This window comes from Sphingobacteriaceae bacterium (assembly GCA_016715905.1).
Taxonomy (GTDB): Bacteria; Bacteroidota; Bacteroidia; order B-17B0; family Aurantibacillaceae; genus Aurantibacillus.
In genome coordinates, this window is the sequence record JADJXI010000004.1 from 780,399 (window position 1) to 802,043 (window position 21,645).

Genomic DNA, 21,645 nt, shown 5'->3' on the forward strand with positions numbered 1-21,645 from the left:
ACCTGCCTGCCGTAGGCAAGTTTTCTGCTTCAATTACCTGTACATTCAAAAAAATCATTAAAATGTGAATTAGCTGAATAATTCTAATTCTTTGAAATCTCTTTAAGGGCATGAACAAGTTGATCTATCTCACTTGTTAAGGTATAAATGTTAGGCGTTATTCTGCAGCCATGCACTCCTTTTCCATCAATAGCCACGGTATAAATTTTATACTTTTTCAATAATATTTCGGCTAACTCTGCAGGTTTAATATTTTCAACACCCACATTAGCAATAGCACAAGATCGTTCTTTTTGTTCAGGGGTATTCAAAATAATTTTCGGTAAGCCTCTAACTTTATCAGTCCAGTAATTTTGCAAGTACCTTAAACGTTCTTCTTTTCTTTTTACTCCTAATTTATTGTAATACGCAATGGCATTTGCTATAGCCAAATCGGTATGAACCGGAGTTGTTCCCTGATGATTTAATCGTGAAATATCGTTTTCATTCCGTTCTGCCTCTGCCATTAAAGGCCAAATTCCGGCTATGTTTTCTTTTTTTACGTATAAAAAACCTGCACCTAATGGCACGCTCAGCCATTTATGCAAACTACATCCGTAATAATCACAGTTTAATTCGTTTATTTTAAATTCAATATGTGCAAAGGCATGCGCTCCATCAACCATCACTTTTACTCCTTTGGCATGAGCCATATCACATATTTTTCTAATCGGAAGAATTTGTCCGGTAATATTTACCATATGGCAAACCATGAGCAATTTTGTTTTGGCGGTAATGGCTTTTTCATACAATTGCACAATCTCTTCATCTGAAGTTGGATTCATAGGCAAAGAAATTATTTTATTAATCATCCCATGTCTTGCACTTACTTGCTTAAACATTTCCAACATAGCACCATAATCCTGTTCAGCCATTACGGCCTCGTCTCCTTTTTCCCATTTAAAACCTGAGATAATGGTATCTAAAGACTCTGTGGTATTTCTGGTAATGATTAATTCTTCAGCGGAACAACCGGCCATATCAGCCAGCATTGCAGCCATCTTTTTTTTATTTTCATTTTGTACGGTGCGCATATAATAGGCACCTTGCAAATTAATTTCTTTTAAATGCTCTATGTAGGCTTCTAATACTTCCTGGGGTTGAATACAATAATAACCGTTTTCAAGATTTATATAGTCTTCCTTTAAGCGATAACCCTTTCTGATCTGCATCCAAAATTCTTCCTGGTCAGCTAATAATTCCGGTGAAATATTTTTTATAGGATCAATAATTTTTGAAAGAGCAGGAAAACTAAAAATACTTCCAAGCCCAATAGTAGCGCTAGTTTTTAAAAACGTTCTTTTATCCATACTTAATTTTTAAAGTGAATAAGATCTTGCCCAATATCCTTACGATAATACTTTTTGCTATAACTTATTTTTTGAGCTGCGGTAAAACTTTTGTTTACCGCATCGGCAATGGTATTACCGATTGAAGTAATTGCAAAAACTCGCCCTCCATTGGTAATCACATCTACTCCTTCATTCTTAGTTCCTGAATGAAAAACGATGGAGTCTCCACTATCTTTTAGTCCTTCAATTTTTAATCCTTTTTCAAAGGCTTCCGGATAACCACCGCTAACTAAAACAACAGTAGCTGCATACTCATCAATGGTCTCGTAGGCTTTTTGATTTAAAATTTGTTTAGCCACACCCTCCAATAAATCTAAAAAATCAGATTTTATCCTGGGTATAACTACTTCCGTTTCCGGATCACCCATTCTACAATTGTATTCAATCACAAAAGGTTCTCCTCCGCAATTCATTAATCCTATAAAAATAAATCCGCGATAATCTATTTTCTCTTTAATTAAGCCGGCTATGGTTGGTTTTACAACCTGTTCTTCTACTTTATCAATAAAGGTTTGATTGGCAAAAGGAACAGGACTAATAGCTCCCATTCCTCCGGTATTTAATCCGGTATCTCCCTCTCCTATTCGTTTGTAATCTTTAGCGGCTGGTAGTATTTTATAAGAAATGCCATCTGTTAAAACAAAAACAGATAATTCGATGCCATGCAAATATTCTTCAATCACAACTTTGTTACTTGCTTTCCCGAATTTTGAATCAGCTAACATACTTTTTAATTCGGCCTTAGCTTCATCAATATCATTCAGTATTAAAACACCTTTACCTGCTGCAAGTCCATCCGCCTTGAGCACGAACGGAGGTTTAAGTTTATCTAAAAAGGCGTACCCTTCATTTAAATTTTCTTTAGTAAAAGTGGCATAAGCTGCAGTTGGCACTTTATGCTTAATCATAAACTGCTTACTAAAATCTTTACTTCCCTCCAACATAGCTCCGTTTTTAGTTGGGCCAATAACCGGTATATCTTTTAATACCTCATCATTTAAAAAAAAGTCGTGTATGCCTTTCACCAAAGGATCTTCCGGTCCAACCACCACCATGTCTATACTTTTTTCCCACACCAGATTTTTGATGGCCTCAAAATCGTCAACTGCTATATTGATGTTCTGTCCACACAAGGCCGTGCCTGCATTACCCGGAGCTATATATAAATTTTGTAATTTTTTACTTTGTGCAATTTTCCATGCGAATGCATGTTCTCTTCCGCCTGATCCTAATATTAATACGTTCATAATTTAATGCTTGTACAAAAATAAAAAATCCCGGCATTTTCCGGGATTAGTATTTCTTTTTGTGGAAAACTGCGCTTCCGCGTACTCTTCTCCTCGCCCTGTCATTATTCTGTTTGGCCAAAATTCCTTCCCTGTAACGCTTACCTTTTGTGCGGTAGCGACTAAATAAAAATTTACTTTCTCGTTTTTGTGAACGACTTTCTTTTTTATGATGCATTACCCAAGCCGGGGCCTGGTTATGATAAAATACCCTTTTAAAAAATCCGCTTCTACCGGCACCACGTGCAAATCTATCTGCATTACCATTATGCTTTGAACTTTTATGAAAAATACGAATAGTTTTACGGCGCTGATTGCGATGTTCTCTTTTCCTTCCTCCGCCTTGAGAAAATAAATCCTCTGAACAGAAAAGTCCAACAAGAAATAATAATATGAAGAGTATCTTTTTCAAGTACTTATGATTTACAAGTATAGTAAAAAAAAGTGAAAATTGGATTACTGTTCGTCGATTTGAAGCTGATTTATGGATAAGATTTCAACATCAAATGGTTTATGAGGATAATCGGTTATTGAGTGCCATAAACGGCTTAGGGAAGCTAAGAACAATTCGGCATCTATATGAAAAAAAATTTCAATCTTTATATAAACTATTACTTAAAGTGATTGTTTATATAAAATACGCGTATGAAAAAAATACTAATATTATCCCTGCTCCCAAGCGCAATAGTACTTGTTTTTATTCTCACGAATAAAAATATGGGTTCTACTTTAAAAGTTAAAGCCAACGAAAAAGATGAACACGTTGCTCCTTTCGAATATTTTAGCTTCATGCGATCTTACCCCGATAAGACATTTGATTATAAGGCATATAATCAAACATTAAGGGAGTCAACCATCAGCAATCTTGCACAAAAAAATGGGGCCCCTTTAAGTTGGGTGAATGAAGGACCAACCAATATTGGAGGAAGAATAACCGCCCTGGCCATACACCCGACTAACCAAAACATCATTTTTGCAGGTTGCCCCGGTGGAGGCATGTTTAAAAGTACTAATGGTGGGACAAGTTGGACACCTGTATTTGACGCTCATCCGTATTTATCAATAGCCTGTATTGTTTTTGATCCGGTAAATCCAAACATTATGTATGCCGGAACCGGAGACCCGGATACACCTTTCACAGTTTTTGTTGGTAATGGAATATATAAAAGTACCGATGGTGGTAATACCTGGGTAAACTTGGGTTTAAACCAAATGGGAATCATTACGCAAGTTTTAATTGATCCCAACAACACTTCCATTATGTATGCCTCAGCTATGGGTGTACCCATGGTAAGAGATTTTAATCGGGGAATTTATAAAAGTACCAACGGCGGGCTTAACTGGACACAAGTTTTAAGTATCAATAATGAAACCGGTGTGAGTGATATGGTGATGGATTTTACTAATTCGTCTATTATCTATGCAACATCGTGGACTCGAATAAGAACTAATCAGGAATCAACAGGATTCAGTAATACAACCCGAGTTTATAAAACCATTAATGGTGGAACAAATTGGAATATTATTAATACTGGTTTACCTAATACTAAAGTTTCCAGATTTGGAATTTGTATGAGTAAACAAAATGCCAATAAATTATATGTTTCGGTTTGCGATAGCAATTATCAAATCTATAATGTTTATGTTACAACAAATGGCGGAAGCAGTTTTACCCCGGTAGGTGGAATTAATGACTTAAATGGAATGTATGGTGGCTTTGGTTGGTATTTTGGGAAAATAGCTGTTAAACCAAACAATGATAACACAATACTTATTTCAGGTGTTGAACATTTCAAAAGTACTAATGGCGGTTCAAGTTTCACTTTAAATCAACCGCAATGGTGGATGTATAACCCACATGCTGATATACATGATATAAAATTTAAATCGTCTACCAATTACATTATCGCAACCGATGGTGGACTATATGAAACATTTGATGATGGGGTTAACTGGAATAAATTAGATGATATTCCAAATACGCAGTTTTATAAAGTGAATATTAATCCGTTTAACAACAATGAATATTTTGGAGGAGCACAAGATAATGGCACCATGTATGGAGGAGCCGTTGGCGGCATTGGAAACTGGACGCCAGAATGGGGAGGTGATGGTTTTCAACCTCGACTTGATCCAAACAACAATCAAATTCGATATGCTGAAACTCAAAATGGCGGACTTTGGATGAGCACGGATGCAGGTGCGAATTATACAAATTATGTAAATGGCATTGATCAAAATGACAGAATGAATTGGGATATGCCTTATATTTTTGGTTCAAGCAGTACTTCAACTATGTACACCGGAACTCATCGGGTATATAAAAATAGTACCAATCCGGTTGATAATTGGGTGGCTATAAGTCCGGATTTAACCGATGGAGTAATTTTTGCTCCACGCTTTCATAATATTTCCTGTTTAGATAATTCCGCTTTAAATAACCAATTTATTTATGCAGGCACAACAGATGGCAATGCCTGGAGAACATTAAATGGCGGAAGCACCTGGACCAATGTAACCAGTGGTTTACCTGATCGTTATGTAACTTCCATAAAAGCTTCGCCAAACCTTACCAATAATGTTTATGTGAGTCATAGTGGTTACCGTTACAATGAATATATTCCGCACATTCATAAATCTACCAATAACGGAACAACGTGGACAGATATCAGCGGAAATTTACCGCAAGTGGGTATTAACGACCTTATCATTGCTCCGGGGTTTGAAAATGTAATTTTTGCAGCAACAGATATTGGCGTGTATTATACACAAGATAACGGCTTAACTTGGTCAAGATTGGGTAATAATATGCCCTATTTTGTGATTTGGGATTTAGAATATAATCCGGCAACGCAAAAATTAATTGCAGGCACCTATGCAAGAGGTATACAAACTATTGATGTTAGCACATTGCTTACTGTTCCTCCTCCACCATCTGCTCTTCATGAAGAAAATGGGAAAATGGAATTAATGGTATATCCAAATCCGGCGCAAAACACTTTCAAAATTAAAAGCGAAGGTGATTATGGTTCACTTAAAGTTTCACTTTATAATAGTGAAGGGAAATTGGTACTGGAATCAAACGTTGATAAAAACGCAAGCATTAACATACAAACTTTACCTTCGGGTATCTACAATGCAGTGTTCGAAAACAAAGAATACAGCTTTATTAAAAAGCTAATCAAACAATAACTTTGTTTAGTATCTATTTTACGTTTTAATTACTATTGTTGGGCGTATAATAAGCCGATTTAGCAGTAATAAAACGCCTATAATTACGTTATTACATTAGATTTGAAGTTACTTCGAATAATACTGGTTTTTGTTTGCATCAAGGCTATGGCTCAGTTGCCGGCACCCTCATTACGTTGTATAGAAGTAAAAAGTAATGGAGATGTTAAATTAACTTGGCTCCCGGTAAATGATCCGGGCGGGATTTTTGATTCGTATCAAATTTTTTATTCGCCTACCGCAGTTGGAACTTATTCCAATGTCGGCACTGTGGCTGCTGTTAACTTTTCAACGTTCACCCATAGCGGCAGTAGCGCAACTGTGCAAGGTTGTTATTATTATATTAGAACTAAATCAGGCCCGGGAGGAGTTAACACTTCCTCGAGTTCTGATACTTTGAGGAGCATGTTTATTAACGCTATTCAATCCACACCGGATGTAAAATTAAATTACAATGCACTACATTCTCCAAAACTAATTACCTCCTCTTCAACTTATACTTTAAGTCGCGAATACCCTACAGCCGTGTGGAATAATTTGGGTACTACTTCTGCTTTGCAATATGCCGACACGTTAAGTATTTGCTCTGCCAGTATTAATTATCAGGTTCAATTGGCTGATCAGGCCGGTTGTATTTCTGCTTCCAACATCAAAGGTGATATTTTTAAAGATAAGAAAGCACCGGACGAGCCGGAAATAGATTCCATTAGTGTGCTTCCTAACGGAGAAACCGTAATTGCCTGGAAAATTCCGCGTGACTTAGACATTAAAAAGTATAGAGTATATTATTTTAACGGGGCATTTGCGGCTATTGATAGCGTTAACGGACGAAATAACACCTTATATACTTATACCACCACAACTGCCAACACCAAAACAGTTGGTTTAATGATTGCGGCCATTGACAGTTGTGGTAACATTGGCAGTTTTGATACCAAACCTAGAACCATGTATTTAGAAACTTATTATAATACCTGTGCCTATTCTTGTGTGTTAAACTGGAATGCCTATCCGGGCATGAAAGGTGGGGTTTCTGAATATCGAATTTACTACTCAGTTAATGGGGCGGCTTTTGTTCCTATAGGAACTACTACACAGCTCAGTTTTATTCACGAGGGGGTTAGTCCTGGACAAAACATATGTTATTTCATTAGAGCTTTTAATAACGGCAAAACGGTAAGCTCTTCTTCAAACCGTAGTTGTTTTTTTTCAACACAGGCCTCTGCTCCACAATTTATCTATATTCAAAATGCAAGTGTAATTGAAACAGAAAAAATTAAAGTAGATCTTTATTTAGATTTAAGTAAACCATCCACCGGAATAGATTTGTTACGATCAGAAGATGGTATAAATTACAGCAATGTGGCATTTTTACCTTTTACCGGAAATCAGAATTTTTCTTTTACCGATGAAAGTGTAAGTCCTTCTTCTACCTCCTATTTCTATAAAGCTGTAGTGAAAGATAGTTGCGGTAATCCCCGCATTAATAGCAATGTAGCCAAAACCATACTTTTAAAAATTAAAAGCGATAAAGAAAATGTATTTTTAAAACAATTAGTTTGGACCGATTACAAAGGATATGCCGGTGATGTAAGTGGTTATAATATTTACCGTAGTATTAATGGCAATCTTAACTCAACCCCTATCGCAAGCACCGGACCTTACGATACACTTTATTTGGATAACATCGAATACGAAGCTCCAAATGGTTGTGATATTAAATATCATGTAGAAGCGGTGGAAGGAATTAGCAATCCCTTTGGATTTTTATCCAAAAGCCTTTCCAATATCCGGGATGCTTACATAGAAGGTGAAGTATTTGTACCCACGGCCTTTAATCCAAGCGGAGTGAATAAAGTCTGGCTGCCAGTAACACATTTTGTAGATAAAAATGAATATAGAGTAATTGTTTACGATAAATGGGGCGGCAAAAGATTTGAAACAGAAAATGACCAGGAAGGTTGGGATGGAGCAAATGCCAAACAAGATGTTTATGTATATGTTATTCGATACAAAAACTGCAGAGGAGAGTACATAGAAATAAAAGGTAGTTTATCCCTGCTCTAATCAACTTCATCCTTAAAATTCAACAGCCAATCAATCGCTTTGGTTTCATCGGTAAAAACTTTACTTGGCTTTGGAGGTTTATCATAACTGATGTAAAATGTGGCGATGAGTTTTTGTGCAAAATTTTTCACCACCAAGGCTTCAGCCAAGGTAAACCTAAAACCCTCGGGGCTGGCTGAAAACTCCCTAGCTGTACGATCAAACTGAATCAGTGTTTCTGCAGTAATTAAAACAGGCGCTTCCTTATTTTCACTTAAATTTCCTAATATGTCGTTAATTGCTTTAGCCTCTTTGCCCGTTATTATATAATTTCCCACAAAATGTATATGCAAAACGCCATTACTTCTTAGCGCAATCTTAGCATATTCCAATTCCATGGATTTAATTATTTCCATTAATTAAAGTTATAAAAAAATGATAATATATAAATCCTTAAACCTTGTATTTTTTAATTTTGAGAAAGAATTTTCAGGCCTATACAAAAAATGACTGATAAAGAAAACGCAGCAGCCCGTATTAAAACTTTAGCTCAGCAAATAGAAGAGCATAATCATCGTTATTATAATCAGGACAAACCTGTAATTAGTGACTATGCATTTGATCAATTATTAAATGAATTAATTGAATTAGAAAAAAAATACCCGGAATTAGCCGAAGCGCACTCACCTACTCAACGCGTTGGAGGAACCATAACCAAGGAGTTTAATTCAATTAAGCATAAATACCCCATGCTTTCGCTTTCTAATAGTTACAATAGAGAAGACTTGATTGATTTTGACCGAAGAGTTAAAGAGGGATTGAATATGCAAAATAGTTTATTTGATTCCGAAATTGAGTATGTATGCGAGTTGAAATTTGACGGCCTATCCATTAGTTTAATTTATGAAAATGGTATTCTTAAGCAGGCTATTACTCGTGGTGACGGAGTACAAGGAGATGAGGTAACCCATAATGCAAAAACCATAAAATCAGTGCCCTTAAAACTGAAAGGAGATTTTCCGAAAGAATTTGAAATCCGGGGAGAAATTTATATGCCGATAAAAGTTTTTAAAGAACTTAATCAGGAACGCGAAAGTGCCGGCGAACCCCTATTAGCAAATCCAAGAAATACCGCAAGCGGCACAATGAAAATGCAGGATAGTAAAATTGTTGCTTCCCGAAAATTAGATTGTGTATTATATAATTTATTGGGTGAAAATTTAAAGTTTGAAACCCATTATAAAGGAATACAATTAGCTAATTCATGGGGATTTAAAACCAGTGAACACAGCAAATTATGTGTTGGTATACAGGAAGTAATTAATTTTATTGATCATTGGGAAAAACACAAAGCAGAATTGCCTTTTGAAATTGATGGTATTGTAATTAAGGTAAATAATTTGCTACAGCAACAACAATTGGGATACACTGCCAAATCTCCACGCTGGGCAATTGCATACAAGTACAAAGCCGAACAAGCCTGTACACAACTGATTGAAATAACTTATCAGGTTGGGAGAACCGGCGCTATTACACCCGTTGCCAATTTAAATCCGGTTGCCTTAGGCGGCACCATAGTGAAAAGAGCAAGTTTACACAATGCGGATATAATAGAAAAACTGGATGTGCGCGTTAATGATTTTGTTTACGTAGAAAAAGGCGGTGAAATAATTCCCAAAATCACCGGGGTAAATTTAGCGTTGCGCAAAACTTCAGGTGAAAAAACAAAATACATTGAAAATTGTCCGGAATGCGGAACGCAATTAATCCGTAATCCGGATGAAGCTTTGCATTATTGCCCGAACGAAAAAAAATGCCCACCTCAGGTTAAAGGCAAAATGGAACATTTCATTAGCAGAAAAGCAATGAATATTGATGGTTTGGGAGCAGAAACCATAGCGCAGTTATTCGATGCCGGATTAATAAAAAATTACGCAGATTTGTATACACTTCAAAAAGAAAACTTATTACCATTGGAAAGATTGGCCGAAAAAAGTGTTCAGAATTTATTGGAGGGGATACAATTAAGTAAACAAGTTCCTTTTGAACGCGTGTTGTTCGCCTTAGGAATAAGACATATTGGCGAAACATCAGCCAAGAAAATTGCTAAACGCGTTAAAAATATGGATGCCCTTCAGCTAATGAAAAAAGAAGAGTTGTTACAAATTGATGAAGTGGGTGAAACCATTGCTGAAAGTTTACTTCAATATTTTAAGGATGAAGAACAAATGCAAATACTTGAAAAATTAAAACAAGCAGGTTTGCAGTTTTCATTAAATGAAGAGTCTTTACAAAATACAAGTGATAAATTAAACGGATTAACTTTTGTAATAAGCGGTGTGTTTCACAAACACAGCAGAGATGAATTAAAAGAAATGATAGAATTAAACGGAGGTAAAAACTCAGGTTCTATCAGCGGAAAAACTTCTTATTTATTAGCCGGAGATAATATGGGTCCGGAGAAACTCAAAAAGGCCGAAAAACTACAGATTAAAATAATTTCGGAAGATGAATTTTTAGCCATGTTAAAATAAAAAAAAGGGAAGACTATCTTCCCTTTTTTTTATTATTTAAAATTAAATTTTATTTCGAAATCACAATTTTTTTAGTCAAAACAAATCCCTCTGAGTTTTGAATTTTCACTAAATAAATACCGTTAGCAAAATTTTCAGTTGATACCGTAACTTCATTTTGATTAACAAGGTTATTAGAATAAACCGCTTTGCCATTCTGGTCAAAGATTGAGATTTGCGATATCGATCCATTTTCAATTACTAAATTAAACTGATCATTGGCAGGAACAGGAAAAACATCCAATTGATTAGATTGTGCTGATATTTCAGACACCGCATTAATTGTTCCGGTTTGATGAACATATAAACTATAATTGGGAGCTCCGATAGTTGAGAAATACAATTTTCCATCATTAGTGGCAATTTTACGTTGTGCACTTATGGTTGGCGACCAATTTAAACCCGTTACAACATTGGTATACGTTGCACCAGCATCGCTTGATTTAAATAAATTGGTTGGTTCATCCTTAACATATATATTATTTAATCTATCTACCATATATACCCCTGAACCACTTGGAGGGGCAGTCATTTGCACCCAGGTATTACCACCATCGGTTGATTTATAATCGCTAAAATAAACGTTACCGTTTGGTGTTGCATAAATATTATTTTGATTACCCTGCGATGCATTATTTGGCATCAATGACCATGTTACTGCTCCGTCGGTACTCTTCCAAATATTCCATCCTCCATTAGTTCCACAAGCAAATAATGTATTGCCGGTTACTGCTAATCCTTTCACGGCAAAGGTTCCACTTACATTAGCAAAAGTAGCACCATTATCAGTACTTTTTACAATCGGACTTCCTGCCGCATAATTATAAACATACACATTCGCTGCCGCATCCTGAATTATATTTTGATTGAATCCGGTTATTGTTGCAGTGGATTGAGTCCATGTAGTACCATTATCGGTGCTCCGGTATACAACAGGTACAGTAAACGACTGCGAACCTGTTACAACTAAATCGCCATTTACAAGGCAAAGTATATTATTTACAGCAGTTGTAGAATTAATAGTCACGGCAACTGTACTAAAAGGAGCTGCGCCTTGTTTGTAATGAAGTTCACCGAAATTGCCTAAAATTCCATTATTTGCCCAAATCTTATTCCCATCATGAGATACAGCGTAATAGCTACAATTATTTGGTGAATTTAAATTAGTCCAATAGGTTTGGGCATTCCAAGCTCCTAAAACTAAAAGAACAAAAATTGAAGTAAAGATTTTTTTCATATTTTTTTTTTAAAAGGTTTATATAAAGGTAAAAATAAATTGATAAATATCAATTTTTAATAAATGATTAATTGCCTTAATTTCTCCTTAAACCTTGCTTTAGGTAAAAAATTATTTTCTAAATCTGCATTCATAGGTACCGGCGTATCTAAACTTCCCTCACGCATAACCGGGGCATCCAAATATTCAAAACAGTTTTCTGTGATCAAAGCCGCTATCTCCCCTCCTATTCCTCCGGTTAAAGTATCTTCATGCAATACAATTACTCTTCCCGTTTTTTTAACGGACTTGTAAATGGTTTCTTTATCCAAGGGAACTAAGGTCCTTAAGTCAATCAAATCGGCTTTTAAATCCTTCATTTCATTCAATATCTCCAAAGCCCAATGTACACCCAATCCATAGGTCACAATACTCACATCGCTTCCTTCTTTCACTAATCTGGCTTTACCAAAGGGAATGGTATAATAATCATCCGGCACTTCTTCCGTTATACTTCGATATAAAGCTTTATGTTCAAAAAACATAACCGGATTCGGGTCTTCAAAGGCCGTTAGTAAAAGTCCTTTGGCATCGGAAGGAAATGCAGGATAAGCAATTTTTAATCCGGGTGTTTTAAAAAACCAAGCCTCATTACTCTGACTGTGAAAAGGTCCTGCTGCTACACCAGCTCCTGTTGGCATTCTTACTACTACATCTGCGTTTTGTCCCCAACGGTAATAACTTTTAGCTAAATTATTTACAATTTGCGTCATGCCTTCACTTACAAAATCAGCAAATTGCATTTCAACCATGGCCTTAAATCCGTTTATGGATAAGCCAAATCCGGCTCCTAAAATGGCACTTTCACATAAGGGCGTATTTCTTACTCTGTGCTTTCCGAATTTTTCTACAAAACCTTCGGTAATTTTAAATACTCCACCATACTCCGCTATGTCTTGTCCCATTAAAACCAAATTATTGTGTTTTTGCATGGCCTGATTTAATCCTTGACTAATCGCATCAATCAACCGGATAGTACTGGTATTACCGGAGTTAGTATTTGATTCCAATACATAGGGTTTATACATTTCATCCAATTCCTTTTTAGTATCGGGTGCGGGTAATTTTTCGGCGAAGGCTATTTCTAAATTATCTTCAATTTCTTTTTTAAAGGCTAATCGAATTTCATCTATCATATCCTCGGTTAATACTCCTTCTCCAATCAAATATTTTTCAAATGTATTCACCGGATCTTTTTTACCCCATTGCTCAAATAATTCTTTGGGCACATATTTTGTTCCGCTGGCCTCTTCATGTCCACGCATTCTAAATGTTACGCACTCCAATAATACCGGTCTTGGATTTTCGCGAATATCTTCGGCTAATCTCGAAATGGTTTCGTACACCTTCAGTACGTTATTTCCATCAATGGAAATACCTTCTATTCCATATCCAATGGCTTTATCGGCAAAGGATTTACACTTAAATTGCTCGTTCGACGGGGTACTTAAGCCATAACCATTACTTTCCACCACAAATATTACCGGTAAATTCCATACTGCAGCTGTATTTATACTTTCATGAAAATCACCCTCACTAGCTCCTCCGTCTCCACTAAACACCACGGTTACTTTTTTATCTTTTCTAATTTTATTGGCTAAAGCTATACCATCGGCCACACCCATTTGCGGACCCAAATGTGAAATCATGCCAATAATTTTATACTCTTGTGTACCGAAGTGAAAAGAACGATCTCTTCCTTGCGTAAATCCCCCGGGTTTACCTTGAAATTGAGAAAACAACCGATTTAACGGAATTTTACGAGTTGTGAAAACGCCCAAATTACGATGCATGGGTAAAATATATTCATCGCTATGCAAAGCTGAAGCCACACCTACAGAAATAGCTTCCTGCCCTATTCCGCTAAACCATTTTGCAATTTTACCCTGCCTTAATAACAGAAGCATTTTTTCTTCTATCATCCGGGGTTTTAAAATATTATGATATAGTGTAATTAAAACCTCATCCTTTATTTTCTTTCGGTCGAATTTTACAGGAGAATCCGCTGTTATCATAGGGAGTTTGAAAATTAATGCGTTACTTTTTTTTCTTGTCGGGAATTAAAATATTGAATCCTAATCCGATATTAATCCAATTCATGAAATAATTATTTCTTTTGCTACGAATATCGGGTGAAGCTAAATGATTAAATCGTGGGGCCTTGGGATCGAATTTATAAAACAAGGTAGTATAAGAAAGTAAAAGGGAAAAGCTTAATTGTTGTTTTTCTCCTCCCATAAAATGTATAGAAAATTCGGGCTGTACGTAGGGCGCAAAAAATTCGGTTAATCCGTAAGGACGATTAGCCGCATTGGTATCAATTTCGATATTATTGTATTTACAGGATAATAAACCGGAATTGGTTACAAAACTCAGGTATACCACTTCACTTACATAATGATCGTAACCCAATTTTAAAAAGCCTCCGTGTTCAATAATTTGGGTGTTGTATGAAATAGAACCAGAATTTGTAGGAATTAGCACAAAGGTTTTTTGATTTTTAAAAAGCGCATTTTGATAGCCAAGGCCAATGATAAATTTGCCTCCCGGCGAAATTACAGCAGCCAAATTGGCTTCATAAATTCCAGTAAAACTACTCCTGAACATTTGCGTGCCTGTAGTTCTGGGAATACCCACACTTCCTCTAATAGAGAAAAAAGGATTTGATTTATCTACTTTCTGAGCAAAAGAAAATAAACTAAGCAGTGAGAGGATTAGGAAGAAAAATGACTTCATTTAAGGGATAAAGATACATTAATCTCTAAAACAAATTACACCCTTTAAACAAAAATAAAGCCCAGATATTAACGTTTTCAGCTATGATAAAGTAATACTTTACTAATAAAAATTTAATGTTTATGCGCTATTATATAAAACTGCTTATGTACTTTTGTTTTACATTTTAACTATGAGAAAATTATTTTTACTGATAGGACTGCTTACCTGCCTACAAATTAATGGGCAAGAGCTTAAGGTAGTTTCTAATATTGTTGACTCAATACGATTGCATTATAATGATACCAATTACGCTGCTTTATACAACTTATTGAATTCCGACTTTAAAAAGAATTTTTCCTATACCGACCACCATACTTTTTATAGGGAGAATATATTGAAAAGTATGGGAAAACTTAAATATGCTAAATACCTGCAGAACAAAATGGGGTCGGAATGTTATTTGATGTATTTCGAAAACGGAAATTTGGAGTTAAGCTTGTTTGTAGATTCAAAACTTAAAATTGCCGGACTCCAATGGCTGCCTTATAAACCCGAAAAAATAAATCACCTCACCAAAAAAACAAGTTATAAAAGCGATTCAAAAAAAACTAGTCCTTTAGATTTAAAGGTGGATAGCTTAGTGCATGATTATATGCTTGGAGGAGCGAGCTGCGGACTGAGTATTGGCATTTATCAAAACGGAAAAATTTATTATAAAAATTACGGGGAAATAAGTAGAAATGCCGGGAAATTACCCGATAGCAGTTCTATTTTTGAAATTGGAAGCATTACCAAAACGTTTACCGGGCTTTTATTAGCCAAAGCGGTGAAAGAAAAAAAAATAAATTTGAATGATGATATCCGAAAATTTTTACCGAAGGGCTATGAAAATTTACAATACAAAAACAAAGCTATTTTAGTTGAACATTTGGCCAATCACACTTCCGGCTTAGCTTCGGTTCCGAGCAACATCAGTACCCTAAGTAATTATGATTCCCTAAATCCATACCAACATTATTCTAAAAAACATATTTTAGAATATTTAAAAACGGTGATACCGGATACTTTTCCCGGTGCAAAAAATAATTATAGTAATTTGGGTATGGCGGTGTTGGGAATAATTTTGGAAGAAGTAAATCAACAATCCTATGCTGAACAAATTGGGGCTTTGACATCCGAAATGAAATTAACTTCTACTGCTATTGAATTAAGTGAAGAACTTAAAACAAAGTTGACCAAAGGTTATAATTATTTAGGAGATGAAACCCCTTATTGGAATTTAAACGGATTTGAAGCGGCCGGGGCAATAAAATCAAATAGCAGTGACATGATGAAATATTTACTATTTAATTTAAAAGAAGGTGCCGAATATATTCGCCTCAGTCATGAATTAACCTGGGGTGATGTAAATTACGGTATTGGTTTAGGCTGGCATGTCATTAAAACAAAATATGCTCATAAATTAATTTGGCACAATGGCGGAACCTATGGCTATGCCAGTTTTTGCGGATTTATAAAAGAAAAAGATTGTGCCGTAATAATTTTAAGTAATAGCGGAATAAATGTAGATGCAATAGGAATAGGGATTTTTAAATATTTGCAGAGTAATTAACGGGCAATAATAAATTTTTTGACCATACTTTGATTATACAATTTATCAAAATGCAAAAAATAAATTCCTTCCATTAAACTTTCAGTATTAATTTTAGCCTTTTCGCTATCCAATATAATTTCTTCTTCTAAAACCAGTTGTCCTAAGCTATTGAATATTTTTACTTGATAATTTGCACCCCATAAAAAGGTTGAATTGAAGGTTAATTGTAAAATATTATTTGCCGGATTGGGACTGAGCATTAAACCTTCAGATGAAATAGTGCTATTCTGCTTTAAATTAGTTGATATGCCCGGGGCTATTCCTAAACTATCTGTTTTTACCACCCAGCTTTGGCAATCATTGAGGTAATCCGGTGAGCCGCACATGATATAACCACCATCCGGCACTTTTTTAATATCATAGAATGTCTCCAAAGTACTTAAACTATAAGCACCATAAGTTTTCATCCACAAGCTATCACCATTGCTATTTGTTTTTAAAATAACCCCATCATGGTTTATGGCTCCTATCATTACGGATGGATATTTAAAAGTACCGGAAGCAACTATACTTTCATCATTATTAATTACAATTGCTGATAATCCGGCAACAATACTTTGACTTGCATAAGTTTTTTGCCAAATAATATTTCCATTATTGGTGCAATCTAATTTTAATAAAACAATTTTATATTGGTGTATTCCTAAAATTGTTTCGGTAAATTTAAACCCGGATATTACTAAATAATTATTTTTCTTTATTATTTGTTTAAATCCAATAATATCAACTATCAATTTATTCCAGATAACATTACCCAGAGTGTCAATACACACTATTCGATTCTGAGGATTTTGTGGGATTGTATAATCAGAACCGCCAATATAAATTTGCTTTAAGATACTATCATAACAAGAAGCAGTTGGACCAAAATTCATTAAAGAAACGATTTCTAATTGACCTAAGTAATTTCCATTTGTGTCTACTTTAAATATTGTTGGCCGCCCAATAAAAGAATTATCATTCTCTTTAAATTTATTTCCGATATACCAAACTTGATTCCCCCCTTTTAAAAACCTGTTTCCCAAACCATAAGAATAAGTATAATCACAATACTTAATGGTATGAATGGTGTCCGCAAGCTTGTTGTTTACTTTGCAAAATATTAAGCCTCTATCATTACCATAATATGTATCACCTATGGCTAATGAAGAGTAACTGCTGGTTTTTACTGCTAAACGATTATTTAAATACGTAGCAAAATTATTGTTACCAAACATGAATTTGTTATCGAAAGCTACATTGCCATTTTTATTTAATTTTAAAAGTCTTAAACCTTGTTGGCTTGTTTGATCTTGCCAGGGTGCATACATTAAATAGGTGGTATCTTCATCAAAAACTTCAATTTGATTTGCGTATGATTTATTGTTTAAACCCGCATGATAATAATTACTAAAGGTAATTTGACCAAAGCAAGTTTGTACAAAAAAGTACGCGAAGGTAAAGATGAATATTTTAATTAAATTACTTAACAATAATTAATTTATTAGTTTGATAAGTGCCTGACTCACTGATTAAAGTTACAAAATTTAATCAATTAAATACTTGCCAGCAAATACAAAGCCCTCCATCTTTTACCGGCTAATGCGTTGGCTTTTTGCAGTACGGGCCTGTCGTCGGTATTAATTTCTTGAGTAGGAAATAAAAAGGGAACAAAATTTGTATCCACATATGAATTGGAATATAAACTCTGAGGATTAAAAGCGGTAAACACGATATTTCTGGAATCTTCAACCAGCGAAGTTGAATTTAAAAAGACTTCAGAAAACGAAGTTTTTAAAGTATTGTATACCACACTGGTGCCCTTACCTATTTCTCCTTTTAAATAGCCGTGCCAGTTTACAAAAACTTGTGCATTGGGATATAACAGATGTTTAAGTTTCGCTAAACTTTCTTGAGTAATTACATGATCGGGTAATTCTTCCGATTTAAAAACATCAAATAAAACCAAATCATATCGTTCATCAGATTGATTGATAAAGTGGCGTGCATCGTCGCACACGGTTCTTACCTTTTTGTTTAATTCAAAATAATTTTCGGCCACTTCAATTATTCGTGCATCAAACTCAACTGCAGTTACGTGATAACCTTTTTGAACGAGCAAATTGGAAGTTAGTCCTGCACCTAATCCCAATACTAAGGCTCTTTTAGGAGCCTTTTCGTTAATAATAACCGCATCTAATAATTTAATATAATCGGAAACCGATTTTTGAGTGAGCAAACTCATTTCGCTTTGCACAATTTTATTCACCAGTAGTAACCGCACATTTCCTTCTGCTCTTTTCACATCTTTAATTTCTACTTTACCCATTATACTTTCGCTGGAATAAAGAATATCTTCAGCCGTATAAAAATGTTTAAGGTTTAGAAAAAATAATCCGAAAAAAATAAAAAGGTAAGCTACCTTAAAAATTTTGAGCAATAAAAGAGCTGCAATAAATAACAAAGAACCGAAATTGATTAAGGTGATGGTTAAGCCCCATTGCGGAATTAAATAAAATCCGCATAAAAATGTTGCGATTATTCCACCAAAAGTAGATATAGCATAAATTGTGCCACTTACTTGACCCGAATCGTTTTGCGTTTTAGTTTGCAAGGCAATAAACAAAGGCGAAGAAGCGCCAAGCAGAAATACCGGTAAAAAAAGAATGACGAAGGAGGAAAGAACAACGGCCAGTGTAAAAGGAAAAGAAGAAAGATAATTGAGCAAATAACTTTCGCAAAGCGGCATAAGTAAAATGAATATAGCGGCCAAAAGCAATACTTTGAATAAAACGGAATTTAAGTTTTCTTTTTTGAGGGAGAGTTTTCCGCCATAAAAATAACCGGTAGCTAAAGCGCCTAAAGTAACACCCATTACAGCCGACCAAACATATAAGCTACTGCCAAATACAGGAGCCAGTAATTTAGCACCACAAAGTTCAGCTGCCATTACAGCCGCACCTTCGATAAAGCTGAGTATAAGATATCTTTTTTGCAAAACTTAACCAAGATACAAATTAATTCAGCTTGATAAATTTGGAATATTACTTAGTTTAGAATTTTGTAATTACTGCGCCCCTGAATTTATTGCGTGATGATAGCGCCAGGGATGCGAAAGGCTTGGTTCTTTTTGTGACGCCCTTGGTGTGATAATTGGGGGGCGGCACAAAAAAACCGGAGCGATAGCGTAGCCTATAGCAGCCCGCCCGGGCGCCCTATAAATATTTATAAAACTAATTAACAATACCAAGGGCAATTAAAATACCCATTGCCATCATGAATAAACCTACAAACCATTTAAAAAATGTAATGCTTGTTTTGGTAAATAATTTATTGCCGATAAAAGCACCGATCCATGCAGATAATACACAAGTGGAGAGTAATGCATAATTTATATTGCCGTTATTGAGATTTTCAAACTTGGAATACAAACTGATTCGAGCTACATCCACCAAACAGGCAATCATTACGCCGGTGGCAATAAACATTTTTTTATCCAAGTTTAAACGAAGTAGGAAGGCCGTTCGGATAGCACCTTGATGACCGCTTAGTCCCCCAAAAAATCCACTTATAAATCCGCCGGCTACCAGATATTTTTTATGGAAGGATAGCGTAGAAAATTTAGGAATTAATTCGATAATGGAGAAAGCGATGATTAAAAAACCGATTATTATTCCACCGGATGAAATTTGATATACTTTGTTTGCTAAAACATATTCGAAAATTGCGCCATTGCCAGAAAAGTTTTTTAAAATGTAAGCTCCTAAAAAAGCAGCGAGACCGGAGGGAATACCGAATGTAAATACCAGTTTCCAATTAATATTTTTGGAAACTAAGCCCAGTTTAAAAATATTATTGAGCAAGTGAACGGCGGCTGTAAGTGCAACTGCAATTTCGATGGGATAATAAATGGCGAAAACAGGAAGTAAGATGGTACCTAAGCCAAAACCAGAAAAAAAAGTAAGAAATGAAGCGATAAGGGATGTTGAGGCTAATAAAACAAAATCCATTTTATGATGAGTGATATTCTATTAAACCTTCGAGCGGAGATTTAATAACGTTTCCGATTTTATAACCGTATTTTTCGGCCACCTCTTTAAAAACATCTTTATAAACAAAACCAATGGAGCCTACCGTGTTTACTTTATGTTCTTTACTCTTGGTGTATTTACTGATTTGATGTTCGAAAAAGCTATTAAAACATCTTACCAGTAAATTATGAATATAAGGGTGTAAAATGTGTTTAAAAGCAAAATGACTGATGTTGGCTAAATAACGGCTGGGCATGGTGCCTTTATAAACGTGATTTAAAATTTCTTCACGCTCATATCCCTCCGCTTCAAAAGCTACCGATAATTCGAGTGGAATTTTTCCTTCGAAATAATCTTGTACAAAATACTTTCCTATTTGCGCTCCGCTTCCGTAATCGCCCCACAGATAACCAACAGAAGGAACATTTTCAATAATGTGTTTACCGTTAAACAGACAACTATTGCTACCAGTTCCTAATATGCAGGCTATTCCTTTTTCCTTTTTACAAAGTGCGCGTGCTGCGGCTAACAAATCGTGTGAAACATTAATTTTTTTGAGATTTAAGGTAATGGATAAACAATCTTCAATCAACAAACAATTTTCGAGTGTAGAGCAACCCGCACCGTAGTAATGCAATACATCAACCCTTGCAATAAACTCCTGTAAATAGGGTTTTAAATTACTCAGTAATTCAAGGCAAATTTGTTCCTTCGTTTGAAAATAAGGATTAAACCCCATGGTTTTAATTTGCTTTACTACATTTGAACCGTTGAGCAAAATCCAATCTGTTTTTGTTGATCCGCTATCGGCAATTAAGGTATACATGATTGCGTGTGTGTGTGTAATGAAATCCTAAAATAAAAAAACCGTTTTCTTTTGAAGAAAACGGTTTTTGATTGTTATCAAAATTAATTAACCGTTGTTTTCTTCAGTTGGAGTTGCGTTATCTTCAGCTGCTGCCGTATTTTCGGTACTTTGAACACTAGCCTTAGCAGCTATTTTTGCGGCTTTAGCTTCTTTCTTTGCAGTTTCGGCTTTTAACTTATCACTTGCTTTTTTAGTAGCGGCGCTGCTTAAATTATCTTTCTTACCTGTGATTTTTGAATCTTTCTCACTCAACCATTTAGCAAATTTTTCTTCCGCCTGAGCTTCAGTAAATGCGCCTTTTTTAACGCCACCCAATAAGTGTTTTTTCATCATTACCCCTTTGTAAGCAAGTATTGCTCTGCAAGTGTCAGTAGGCTGAGCACCTTTCATAATCCAATTCAAAGTTGAATCGAAATTAATATCAATAGTTGCAGGGTTTGTGTTTGGGTTATACACCCCTAGTTTCTCTATGAATTTTCCATCACGCGGTGCACGACCGTCGGAAACTACTACGTGAAAGAAGGCTGCATCCTTCTTACCGAATCTTTGTAGTCTAATCTTTACTGCCATTTTATTGTTTTTAAAATTGAGG

At 35.3% G+C, this 21,645-nt stretch carries 16 protein-coding genes; 4 read left to right on the forward strand and 12 right to left on the reverse strand.

Going from position 1 to position 21,645, the window contains the following annotated elements; genetic code table 11:
• Nucleotides 1-83 precede the first annotated feature (83 nt).
• The 3 genes from IPM51_07690 to IPM51_07700 are packed head-to-tail and all read right to left on the reverse strand — an operon-like array spanning nucleotide 84 to nucleotide 3,089.
• Nucleotides 84-1,349, reverse strand: coding sequence for an aminotransferase class V-fold PLP-dependent enzyme (locus IPM51_07690; protein MBK9284190.1), 1,266 nt, complete (start codon nucleotides 1,347-1,349; stop codon nucleotides 84-86).
• A 2-nt stretch (nucleotides 1,350-1,351) separates the two neighbouring features.
• On the reverse strand, nucleotides 1,352-2,638 hold the full coding sequence (gene purD / locus IPM51_07695) for a phosphoribosylamine--glycine ligase (protein ID MBK9284191.1): 1,287 nt from the start codon (nucleotides 2,636-2,638) through the stop codon (nucleotides 1,352-1,354).
• A 46-nt stretch (nucleotides 2,639-2,684) separates the two neighbouring features.
• Nucleotides 2,685-3,089: a hypothetical protein gene (locus IPM51_07700; GenBank protein ID MBK9284192.1), complete on the reverse strand. Its 405-nt coding sequence runs from the start codon at nucleotides 3,087-3,089 to the stop codon at nucleotides 2,685-2,687.
• Between the two features lie 233 nt (nucleotides 3,090-3,322).
• On the opposite strand from IPM51_07700, the gene IPM51_07705 reads away from it, so the two are divergent.
• Both IPM51_07705 and IPM51_07710 read left to right on the forward strand, forming a co-directional pair.
• Nucleotides 3,323-5,869: a T9SS type A sorting domain-containing protein gene (locus IPM51_07705; GenBank protein ID MBK9284193.1), complete on the forward strand. Its 2,547-nt coding sequence runs from the start codon at nucleotides 3,323-3,325 to the stop codon at nucleotides 5,867-5,869.
• 102 nt (nucleotides 5,870-5,971) lie between these two features.
• Entirely contained in the window at nucleotides 5,972-7,975 is a 2,004-nt protein-coding gene (locus tag IPM51_07710) for a gliding motility-associated C-terminal domain-containing protein (protein MBK9284194.1), read from the forward strand.
• Here the strand turns inward: IPM51_07710 and IPM51_07715 are convergent.
• Entirely contained in the window at nucleotides 7,972-8,370 is a 399-nt protein-coding gene (locus tag IPM51_07715) for a hypothetical protein (GenBank protein ID MBK9284195.1), read from the reverse strand. The genes IPM51_07710 and IPM51_07715 overlap by 4 nt on opposite strands.
• 90 nt (nucleotides 8,371-8,460) lie before the next feature.
• Here IPM51_07715 and ligA point away from each other — a divergent pair, with 90 nt between their 5' ends.
• Nucleotides 8,461-10,488 carry an NAD-dependent DNA ligase LigA gene (gene ligA, locus IPM51_07720; protein MBK9284196.1) on the forward strand — a complete coding sequence of 676 codons (2,028 nt, stop codon included), beginning with the start codon at nucleotides 8,461-8,463 and terminating at the stop codon, nucleotides 10,486-10,488.
• Between the two features lie 49 nt (nucleotides 10,489-10,537).
• On the opposite strand, the gene IPM51_07725 is transcribed toward ligA, so the two are convergent.
• From IPM51_07725 to IPM51_07735, 3 genes are read right to left on the reverse strand one after another with little or no spacing between them, the layout of a single operon-like run.
• Nucleotides 10,538-11,764, reverse strand: a complete 1,227-nt coding sequence (locus IPM51_07725) for a T9SS type A sorting domain-containing protein (protein MBK9284197.1) — start codon at nucleotides 11,762-11,764, stop codon at nucleotides 10,538-10,540.
• Between the two features lie 56 nt (nucleotides 11,765-11,820).
• Nucleotides 11,821-13,818, reverse strand: coding sequence for a dehydrogenase E1 component subunit alpha/beta (locus IPM51_07730; protein ID MBK9284198.1), 1,998 nt, complete (start codon nucleotides 13,816-13,818; stop codon nucleotides 11,821-11,823).
• A gap of 22 nt (nucleotides 13,819-13,840) precedes the next feature.
• Complete coding sequence (locus IPM51_07735; GenBank protein ID MBK9284199.1) at nucleotides 13,841-14,539, reverse strand: hypothetical protein; 699 nt, start codon at nucleotides 14,537-14,539, stop codon at nucleotides 13,841-13,843.
• 172 nt (nucleotides 14,540-14,711) lie between these two features.
• Here IPM51_07735 and IPM51_07740 point away from each other — a divergent pair, with 172 nt between their 5' ends.
• The gene (locus tag IPM51_07740) at nucleotides 14,712-16,133 is read left to right on the forward strand and encodes a beta-lactamase family protein (GenBank protein MBK9284200.1); all 1,422 of its coding nucleotides are present in this window, start codon (nucleotides 14,712-14,714) and stop codon (nucleotides 16,131-16,133) included.
• Here the strand turns inward: IPM51_07740 and IPM51_07745 are convergent.
• From IPM51_07745 to IPM51_07765, 5 genes are all read right to left on the reverse strand, one after another.
• The gene (locus IPM51_07745) at nucleotides 16,130-17,647 is read right to left on the reverse strand and encodes a T9SS type A sorting domain-containing protein (GenBank protein ID MBK9284201.1); all 1,518 of its coding nucleotides are present in this window, start codon (nucleotides 17,645-17,647) and stop codon (nucleotides 16,130-16,132) included. The genes IPM51_07740 and IPM51_07745 overlap by 4 nt on opposite strands.
• Before the next feature lie 62 nt (nucleotides 17,648-17,709).
• The gene (locus tag IPM51_07750) at nucleotides 17,710-19,152 is read right to left on the reverse strand and encodes a fused MFS/spermidine synthase (protein ID MBK9284202.1); all 1,443 of its coding nucleotides are present in this window, start codon (nucleotides 19,150-19,152) and stop codon (nucleotides 17,710-17,712) included.
• A gap of 235 nt (nucleotides 19,153-19,387) precedes the next feature.
• On the reverse strand, nucleotides 19,388-20,164 hold the full coding sequence (locus tag IPM51_07755; GenBank protein ID MBK9284203.1) for a sulfite exporter TauE/SafE family protein: 777 nt from the start codon (nucleotides 20,162-20,164) through the stop codon (nucleotides 19,388-19,390).
• Between the two features lies 1 nt (nucleotide 20,165).
• Nucleotides 20,166-21,011, reverse strand: a complete 846-nt coding sequence (locus IPM51_07760; protein MBK9284204.1) for an ATPase — start codon at nucleotides 21,009-21,011, stop codon at nucleotides 20,166-20,168.
• A gap of 87 nt (nucleotides 21,012-21,098) precedes the next feature.
• A complete protein-coding gene (locus tag IPM51_07765) occupies nucleotides 21,099-21,623 on the reverse strand; it encodes a 30S ribosomal protein S16 (protein ID MBK9284205.1) in 525 nt (174 codons plus the stop codon).
• Between the last annotated feature and the right edge of the window lie 22 nt (nucleotides 21,624-21,645).

Coding starts and splice junctions, on each gene's coding strand:
- IPM51_07690 (MBK9284190.1), bottom strand. CDS start 1,349: ATGGATAAAAGAACGTTTTTAAAAACTAGCGCTACTATTGGGCTTGGA.
- purD (MBK9284191.1), bottom strand. CDS start 2,638: ATGAACGTATTAATATTAGGATCAGGCGGAAGAGAACATGCATTCGCA.
- IPM51_07705 (MBK9284193.1), top strand. CDS start 3,323: ATGAAAAAAATACTAATATTATCCCTGCTCCCAAGCGCAATAGTACTT.
- IPM51_07715 (MBK9284195.1), bottom strand. CDS start 8,370: ATGGAAATAATTAAATCCATGGAATTGGAATATGCTAAGATTGCGCTA.
- ligA (MBK9284196.1), top strand. CDS start 8,461: ATGACTGATAAAGAAAACGCAGCAGCCCGTATTAAAACTTTAGCTCAG.
- IPM51_07725 (MBK9284197.1), bottom strand. CDS start 11,764: ATGAAAAAAATCTTTACTTCAATTTTTGTTCTTTTAGTTTTAGGAGCT.
- IPM51_07730 (MBK9284198.1), bottom strand. CDS start 13,818: ATGATAACAGCGGATTCTCCTGTAAAATTCGACCGAAAGAAAATAAAG.
- IPM51_07735 (MBK9284199.1), bottom strand. CDS start 14,539: ATGAAGTCATTTTTCTTCCTAATCCTCTCACTGCTTAGTTTATTTTCT.
- IPM51_07740 (MBK9284200.1), top strand. CDS start 14,712: ATGAGAAAATTATTTTTACTGATAGGACTGCTTACCTGCCTACAAATT.
- IPM51_07755 (MBK9284203.1), bottom strand. CDS start 20,164: ATGGATTTTGTTTTATTAGCCTCAACATCCCTTATCGCTTCATTTCTT.
- IPM51_07760 (MBK9284204.1), bottom strand. CDS start 21,011: ATGTATACCTTAATTGCCGATAGCGGATCAACAAAAACAGATTGGATT.
- IPM51_07765 (MBK9284205.1), bottom strand. CDS start 21,623: ATGGCAGTAAAGATTAGACTACAAAGATTCGGTAAGAAGGATGCAGCC.